This window comes from Ruminococcus callidus ATCC 27760, assembly GCF_000468015.1.
Lineage (GTDB): Bacteria > Bacillota > Clostridia > Oscillospirales > Ruminococcaceae > Ruminococcus_C > Ruminococcus_C callidus.
Genome location: NZ_KI260286.1, coordinates 33,583 through 41,195, shown reverse-complemented (window position 1 = coordinate 41,195; position 7,613 = coordinate 33,583). Strand labels below are relative to the sequence as shown.

Here is a 7,613-nt window from a genome sequence, read left to right as displayed (position 1 = left end):
CAAAGAGCGTCTGGCGACTTTGCACGCAATCTGCTTGCAAGTTTTATTCAGTGTTTCCTAAAATTTACGTGCAAGCTTTGAGCCATGGCTGCCTTGACTTTTCCCCCAAAAAAAGCTACACTAAAAGTATCATCTGCAACAGGAGGTTTTTCCCATGGGCTGGCATTCTTTTTGGGGGCATTTCTGTACCATTACCCGACATCGGCACACTGTCATGCGGCACTGCCGGCGGGCGGGGATTTTCTGGCAGGGGCTGCGGCATGATTTGTCCAAGTACAGCCCGACAGAATTCTGGCAGGGTGTCCGGTACTATCAGGACGGCAAACGCAGTCCCAACGAAGCCGAACGAGAGGCGTTGGGCTATTCGCTGGCATGGATGCACCACAAGGGGCGGAACCGTCACCATTTCGAGTACTGGTCGGACTATAACCCCAGAACCAAGCAAGTGGAACCGGTGGAAATGCCGGTGCGGTTTCTGGCGGAGATGTTCTGTGACAGAGTTGCCGCCAGCAAGATCTACATGAAAGATGCCTATGACCAGACCTGTCCGCTGGCGTATTTTCAGAAATCCACTTCCCGCAAGCGGGGACTGCTGCACGCCAACACAGAACGGGAACTGATGCGGCTGCTGACTCTGCTGGCGGAGCAGGGAGAGGACGCTGCCTTTGCGGAATTGCGGCGTATGGTTGCAGAGGATCGGAAAAACGAAAAGGAGTGATCGTAATGTTTTGTCAGAACTGCGGGAAAAAGATTGAGGGAGGGGACTTGTTCTGTCCGTTTTGCGGGGCAAAACAGCAGCAGGTGAACCCGTCAGAAAATGGTGGTGCTTCGTTCACTGCCGGCTCACAAAAGCTCACCAGAAAAGGGTTGGGCATTGCCGTGATCTGTGTGCTGATCGTCATTGTGCTGGCGTTGGTGCTGATCGGTTCCCTGTGCACCGGCGGACCGAAACAGGTAGTCAAGGAGTACTATCAGGCAATTGAAAAGTGTGATGCCAAGAAGCTGCTGGACACCGTCCCGAAAGACTACCTGAAAGAAGTCATGGACGAAAAAGACCTGACCAAACGGGAACTGCTCAAGGAAGTGCAGGCGTATCTGGACAAGTACTACAGCGGCTATGACGACATCAAAGTCAGCATTACCGATCAGGAAAAATTGGATCGGGACGATTTTTCCGACTATTTTGACTTTGATCTGGAAGAAGATGCAGATCTGGAGATCAAAAAGGCAGTGCAGTTTGACCTGAAGGTTCGCTATCAGTCTGACGAAGGCAAACAGACAGAAAAAGAGGAATTTATCGTATTTCGATACGAAAACGGCTGGTACAGCATGGACGCGGTATTTCTGGTTGCCATGTCGGCCTACCTTTAAAACAGGAGAAACCTCATGACAATACTACAAACCGAACGCCTGCTGCTGCGTCCGTTGGCTCCGACAGATTTTACAGCATTCCGCACATTTGCTGCGGACGGCGAACTGACGAAGTATATGCTGTTCTACCCGTTGGAGCAGGAAGCAGAACTGCACACGTTTTTGCAGAATGCTGCCCAAGCGTGGAACAGTCTTTTCCCACAGACGTATGAATTTGCAGTGCTGCGAAAAGCGGAACTGCTCGGCACGGTCACATTGGAGTACATGACACCGGAACAGGGCATGCTGGGCTGGCTGTTTCGTGCAGATGCACACGGAAAGGGCTATGCGACAGAAGCCGCGAAAGCTGTGGTGGAGTGGTGTCGGGAAAAGTTGCCCTATCGCACATTGGTTGCTTGCTGCGATGCACGGAACGCCGCCTCGGAACGGGTGATGCAACGCATTGGCATGCACTTTTCGGAAACTGGCAGCCGCACATATCCCCAGACCGGAGAAACGGCAGAAGAACGAACATACATCATGACACTGTAGAAATATCCCAATTCTGTTCTGTATTGCTCATCTAAAATGAAAATCAAAATTCACCAATATATCCATATATTTTTAGAACAATACATCTCAACAATATAAAAAAGAATTGGGACTTACAAATAGGAGATTTTTGGTATGGAATTAAATGAAGTGCAGTTAATGGCTGTTAATATTAGTACAGTGTTAAAGACTATATTAAATGACAGGATTTCATCAAGTAAAATATACGATTTAGTTGATGAACCAAATCATCATAGTTTCAAAATTGGCTTTACAGCTTATAATTTTTTTTATGTTGTATTTCAGTACAATCTTGATATTATTGGTTGTTATATTGAAGCTGGAAATAACATATGTATTCCGTTAATAACTGATAAGAATTGCTATTCTGATACAGTTATTGAAGATTATATTTCAAAAATAAAAGATGAACTGGAACTTAGAATACCAGATAAATATTTGAAAGCTAAAGGCTGGCTGTAATATTAGGACGATTACTATTACCTTGATATGAAAGAAGAATATATTGCAGGGCGTTGACAGTAGCACTTGTAACTTACAGGACACTGTTGACAGCATCAGTTCTTCCTTCAAGAGCGAGAACCGATTAAGACAATTTTAGACTTTTAGGAGGGAATATGGGCTTTATTGGAATTAAAGCTGCTAAATCTGATTTTAATGCAGTTATTGCCAAAACGATAAGGAAATATAGGGACATTTCAATTTCAGAAATAAAGGCGATAGTATCTGAGGGTAATTATCTATACGAATGTGATTACATTGATGCTCAGGGAATTGAAGTAATACTGTCCATAAACTCGGAATTGAATAGTAACGGGATATCAACGGTGATCTATGAACACGATCAAAAAACTAATGTTGAATTCCTAAACAACTTGTTAGAATCATATGCCGAAATTGCTGCACAAGTTGAGGCTGAAATGGATGCGGAGGCTTTATTAGAAGAAGGTGAATAAATATGCCATTTGATGCGAGTGTATTAATCTCAGATTCTCGTTTAGCTTTTTTGCAAGGGCAATATGAAGTTTCTCTTATTCTTTCAAAAGAAGTGTTACAAAAAGAACCGGAAAACTCAGATGCACACCAATGGAGGAATATGAATGCGTGGCATACTAAAAAGTGATGAATATTTTGCAGAAAAATTATCAAAAATTGATGAAGAAGTTGCTCATTACGAAGAATTGGTGGCTAAAGTATGTGCGGCTAGAGGTGAAAATGATCGAGGTGTTCAGAATGGGTACGGAATTCTTGCATCTATCTATCAGAATCGAATAAATTTGATTTATACGTCAGGAATTAGAGACGATGAAATCAAAGAGACATACATTAGTTTATTGCGGTATTATGTAAAAACATGGGAACCTGATAATAGTTATTTCGAACTAATTAAAGTGTTTTCCTTAGCAATACTTTTAAACATTGATTCAAAAAATGAGGATGTAGCGGCTTTGATTAGACTTCTAAGGGAAGCTGATTATCACGACTACCTTGTAGATTTTCTCTTGAGTTTTATCGACAAGAAGTGCAGCGAAAATTACCCAGACTTTAAATGGAGTAACACATACGAATCACTAAAGGATGTTGTTGAGTCCGAAAATAAGGAAAATGCTATTGCATTATTGAAATCATATCTTGATAATCAATGGTATGATATCCATAAAGAATGTGCATGGCATGATTCTCATAAGTCAACAAAAACAACGTATTATGGATATTGGAGTTTTGAATCAGGGGCATTGGCTAAAGCACTTGAACTCGATGATTCATCATTAAAGGAACAACTCTATTATCCGTATGACTTAGTACATAGGGGTGATGACTAATATGGATAATAACGAGCAGTTTAAAGTCGAATCCTATATTTCTGATTCGCGTCTTGCGTTTTTGGTGTTTCACTTTCTGGTGAAAATCATCAGCGGCAATACATTAGAGAATTGGGATATAGAAATAGAAAGAAATAGAAAAGCCGCCGCTGTGCAATTTTTCATGCACGGCGGAGGCTTTTTATCGGAATGTGATAGCAGGTTTCGGTGTTGCTTTTCGTATACTCAATGCAGGGCATGCGGTGCCAGTTCTGGCACGCCAATAGAAGTTGTTCCCTCCCGCAGGAGCACCAGTGTCAGTTCTGCCATGTGGGTCGGTGTTTCCGGACATCCGTTTTTCAGCCAGTGTTCGATCAGTCCCATGCAGCCGGCGAGGGCGAAGGAAATGGCATATTGCAGATCCTGTTCCCGCAGTTCTCTGGGGGCAAATGACCGCAGCGTCTGTACGCCCTTTTCCCGAATCATCTTTTCAATGTTCCGTAAAAAGGCAATGTCGCCGTTCGGTCCGATCAGGGCAGAACAAAGCTGTGCATTTTCCGAGAGAATGGTGAAAGCCTGTTCCAGAAACGCGAAAAAGTTTTTCGGCGTTTCCGGCAAGGTCCAGTTCTGGTTTACCGCGTCCAGCAGCTGCTGCAACAGCCGCTGCTCTGTCTTTTCCAGCAGGTCGTAAATGTCGGTATAGTGGAGATAAAAGGTAGAGCGGTTGATGTCCACCAGATCTGCCAGTTCCCGCACTGTGATTTCCTTGATGCTTTTCTGCTGGAGCAGGGTAGTCAGTCCGTTCAGGATCAGAGCCTCTGTGCGGCGGTACCGCCGTTCCTGTTTGATATTATTTGTCATGATACATCTTCCTTTATCTAGCATAGATGCTTTTTATCGTTTTCCTTGTCATGACATTCGGGGCTGTCATAACACATAATAGACACGATGTCTATTACTAGGCGAAATTTGCAAAATCAACGGTTGCAAATTATCTTCCCTTATATTATAATAGATACAGGACGAAAAGTCAACAGTTTTCTATTTGTAGACAAAAACTTTTTTGTAGACAGCTGTGTTTCGTCACTCGCAGAGAAGCAAAACTGTGCATTCGGGGAAAGCAGTCTTTGTTTCACAATAGAAAGGAAGTAGGTATTTATGCGATCGAGCGATTCCGGAAAAAAGCAGAACTTTTTCTGGCGGCATTTCAATGGTATCGCTATGGCGGCAATTGTGCTGATCCCGACCATTTACACCACGCTGTTTCTGGGCTCCATGTGGGATCCGTACGGCAACGTGGACCAGCTGCCGGTGGCAGTCGTCAACAACGACAAATCGGTAGACTATGAGGGAAAGACCCTTGCCGTCGGAGATGAACTGGTGGATAAGCTGAAAGAAAATGACCAGCTGGATTTCCACTTCGTCAGTGCAGACAAGGCGGAAAAGGGCATTGCAGACGGCACATATTATATGGTGATTACCATTCCGTCAGATTTCTCTGAAAATGCTTCCACCCTCATGGACGATGAGCCGAAGAAAATGGAACTGCAATATGCCACCAATCCCGGCACCAACTACATCGCCAGCAAGATGAGCGAAACGGCTCTGGCAAAGATCCAGAAGGAAGTTTCCGAAAGTGTGACCAAGGAGTACACCGAAACGATCTTCGATCAGATGGGAACCGTAGGCGACGGCATGAGTGATGCGGCAGATGGTGCACTGCAAATCAAGGACGGTGTTTCCGATCTACAGGACGGCAACACCACCATTACCGACAATCTGAAGCTTTTGTCTGACAGTACGCTGACATTTGTAGACGGTGCAAAGACCCTGCAAAGCGGTCTGCAAACCTACACCGACGGTGTGGCAACTGTCAACAGCGGGGCTCAGACTTTGTCTGGCGGCATGGATCAGCTGGCAAGCGGTGCCGGCACACTGGCAGACGGTGCAGTGGCATTGTCTGACGGTTCCGGCACGTTGTCCAGCGGTGTCAACAGCTATACGGACGGCGTGGCTGCCGCTTACAGCGGTGCTCAGACCTTGTCCGGCAACAGCAGCCAGCTGCAAAACGGTGCAGCTTCTCTGACCAGCGGTGCTGCACAGCTGCAAGCCGGCAGTGCACAGATGACCGCTGGTTTGCAGACTTTGTCTGACAGTCTGGGCAGCAGCCTTTCTGCGGAGAACCTCCAGCAGATGGAACAGCTGAATGCCGGACTGACACAGCTGCAGCAGGGCATTGACACCCTGAACACCACGCTGCAAAACACTTCGATGCCGGATACCAGTGCACTGACACAGGCACTGACCGCAAGCCTGACTGCGATCGGCACCAGTGCTCAGGATGCCGGTGCACAGCTGCAAAGCTTGCAGTCGGCATTGACCACAATGACCCAGACAGAGGTGTTCCAGTCTTTGGATGCCGCTTCTCAGCAGCAGCTTCTGAGCTGCTTCTCAGAGCCGATGACCGCACTGGCAACCGATGTTTCGAACATCGGCACACAGGTGACCGGCTTGTCCCAGACATTGCAGGGTACAGATCTCAGCAGTTCTGCCGCCGCAATGGATCAGCTGAAAACCAGCGTCAGTGCATTGGCAACTGGTGCAGATCAGGCACTGCCGGGAGCACAGCAGGCGATTTCCACCTTGTCCGGCGGCTTGCAGTCTGTACAGTCCGCAGTGAATGCCCAGCTGATCCCCGGCTCTCAGACTCTGGAAGCTGGTCTGGATCAGTTGGCAAACGGCAGCAGTACACTGGAAGCCGGCGTATCTCAGTATACCGGCGGCGTATCCAGTCTGACAGACGGCTTGCAGACACTGGACTCCAACGCCGGTGCACTGGTAGGCGGTGCTTCTTCGCTGGATGACGGTGCCAAGACGCTGGCAAACAGCGTGCCGACACTGACCGATGCGGTTTCACAGCTGCAAAACGGTGCGGCTCAGCTGTCCGACGGTACAGCAGAACTGGCAGCCAATAATGCGACACTGGTAGGCGGTGCTTCGCAGCTGACGGACGGTGCCGGACAGATTCAGGACGGTGCTTCCAAGCTGGCAGACGGTTCTGTGGAACTGGGTGACGGTCTGGTGCAGCTGTCCAACGGTGCTGTGACACTCCAGACCTCTCTGGCGGACGGTGCGGACGAAGTCAACAGCATCGACACCACCGACAAGACCTATGACATGTTCTCGGCTCCGGTGATGACCAACGAAACCTATGAAACCGCCGTTCCCACAAACGGCAATGCTATGGCAGCATATATGATGTCCGTTGGTCTGTGGGTATCCGGTCTGGCATTCTGCGTTATGCTGTCGCCGTATCATCAGAAGATCGGTAACCGCAAGGCAGGAAAGGCATGGCTTCTCACGCTGGCAAAGCTGTGGGCAATGGGACTGCTGCAGGCAGTACTGATGATCCTGTGCCTGTCGTGGATCAACGGCTTCCAGCCGGAATACATGGGCAAGACACTGATCATTGCATGCCTTGCTTCTATCGCATTCCTGACACTGGAATACTGCGTCAACTTCTTCCTCGACATTATCGGCGACTTTATCCTGCTGGTATTCATGGTGCTCCAGCTGAGCGGCTGTGCAGGTACCTATCCGCTGGAACTGTCCGATAAGTTCTATCAGGTACTGAATCCGTTCATGCCGTTCACCTATACCGTTCACGGCTTCCGCAGCGGTATCGCGTCCGGTCTGGACATCACCACCGACTGTGTGGTTCTGGCAGTGATCGCTGTGGTATTCGCAGGACTGCTGCTGGCGGGCTTCCGTAAGCGTGCCAAGAAGGAACAGGAATCTGAAGTGGAAGTTGCTGAAAAAGCAATTTCCGGCACTCCGGTTCAGGCATAAAGGAAACACTAAGGAAACACTGCATAAAGCCCGCCTGAC

The 7,613-nt window shown here is 47.7% G+C and carries 9 protein-coding genes; 8 read left to right on the top strand and 1 reads right to left on the bottom strand.

Going from position 1 to position 7,613, the window contains the following annotated elements; genetic code table 11:
* Window positions 1-154 precede the first annotated feature (154 nt).
* From RUMCAL_RS00240 to RUMCAL_RS00215, 7 genes are all read left to right on the top strand, one after another.
* Window positions 155-718 (top strand): DUF5662 family protein, encoded by a 564-nt coding sequence (locus RUMCAL_RS00240; RefSeq protein WP_040646267.1) that lies wholly within the window; start codon window positions 155-157, stop codon window positions 716-718.
* A 5-nt stretch (window positions 719-723) separates the two neighbouring features.
* A complete protein-coding gene (locus RUMCAL_RS00235; protein ID WP_040646265.1) occupies window positions 724-1,371 on the top strand; it encodes a zinc-ribbon domain-containing protein in 648 nt (215 codons plus the stop codon).
* A gap of 15 nt (window positions 1,372-1,386) precedes the next feature.
* The gene (locus RUMCAL_RS14190; RefSeq protein WP_021680329.1) at window positions 1,387-1,902 is read left to right on the top strand and encodes a GNAT family N-acetyltransferase; all 516 of its coding nucleotides are present in this window, start codon (window positions 1,387-1,389) and stop codon (window positions 1,900-1,902) included.
* Window positions 1,903-2,037: 135 nt separating this feature from the next.
* Complete coding sequence (locus RUMCAL_RS00225; RefSeq protein WP_021680328.1) at window positions 2,038-2,385, top strand: hypothetical protein; 348 nt, start codon at window positions 2,038-2,040, stop codon at window positions 2,383-2,385.
* Between the two features lie 155 nt (window positions 2,386-2,540).
* Window positions 2,541-2,879 (top strand): hypothetical protein, encoded by a 339-nt coding sequence (locus tag RUMCAL_RS00220; RefSeq protein WP_021680327.1) that lies wholly within the window; start codon window positions 2,541-2,543, stop codon window positions 2,877-2,879.
* Window positions 2,880-2,881: 2 nt separating this feature from the next.
* Window positions 2,882-3,046 (top strand): hypothetical protein, encoded by a 165-nt coding sequence (locus RUMCAL_RS15230; protein ID WP_021680326.1) that lies wholly within the window; start codon window positions 2,882-2,884, stop codon window positions 3,044-3,046.
* A complete protein-coding gene (locus RUMCAL_RS00215) occupies window positions 3,024-3,746 on the top strand; it encodes a PoNi-like cognate immunity protein (RefSeq protein ID WP_021680325.1) in 723 nt (240 codons plus the stop codon). Before RUMCAL_RS15230 ends, RUMCAL_RS00215 begins: the two co-directional genes overlap by 23 nt.
* A 225-nt stretch (window positions 3,747-3,971) precedes the next feature.
* On the opposite strand, the gene RUMCAL_RS00210 is transcribed toward RUMCAL_RS00215, so the two are convergent.
* Complete coding sequence (locus tag RUMCAL_RS00210; RefSeq protein WP_040646262.1) at window positions 3,972-4,586, bottom strand: TetR/AcrR family transcriptional regulator; 615 nt, start codon at window positions 4,584-4,586, stop codon at window positions 3,972-3,974.
* Window positions 4,587-4,883: 297 nt separating this feature from the next.
* Between RUMCAL_RS00210 and RUMCAL_RS00205 the strand changes: the two genes are divergently transcribed.
* Window positions 4,884-7,574, top strand: a complete 2,691-nt coding sequence (locus RUMCAL_RS00205) for a YhgE/Pip domain-containing protein (protein ID WP_021680322.1) — start codon at window positions 4,884-4,886, stop codon at window positions 7,572-7,574.
* Window positions 7,575-7,613 lie beyond the last annotated feature (39 nt).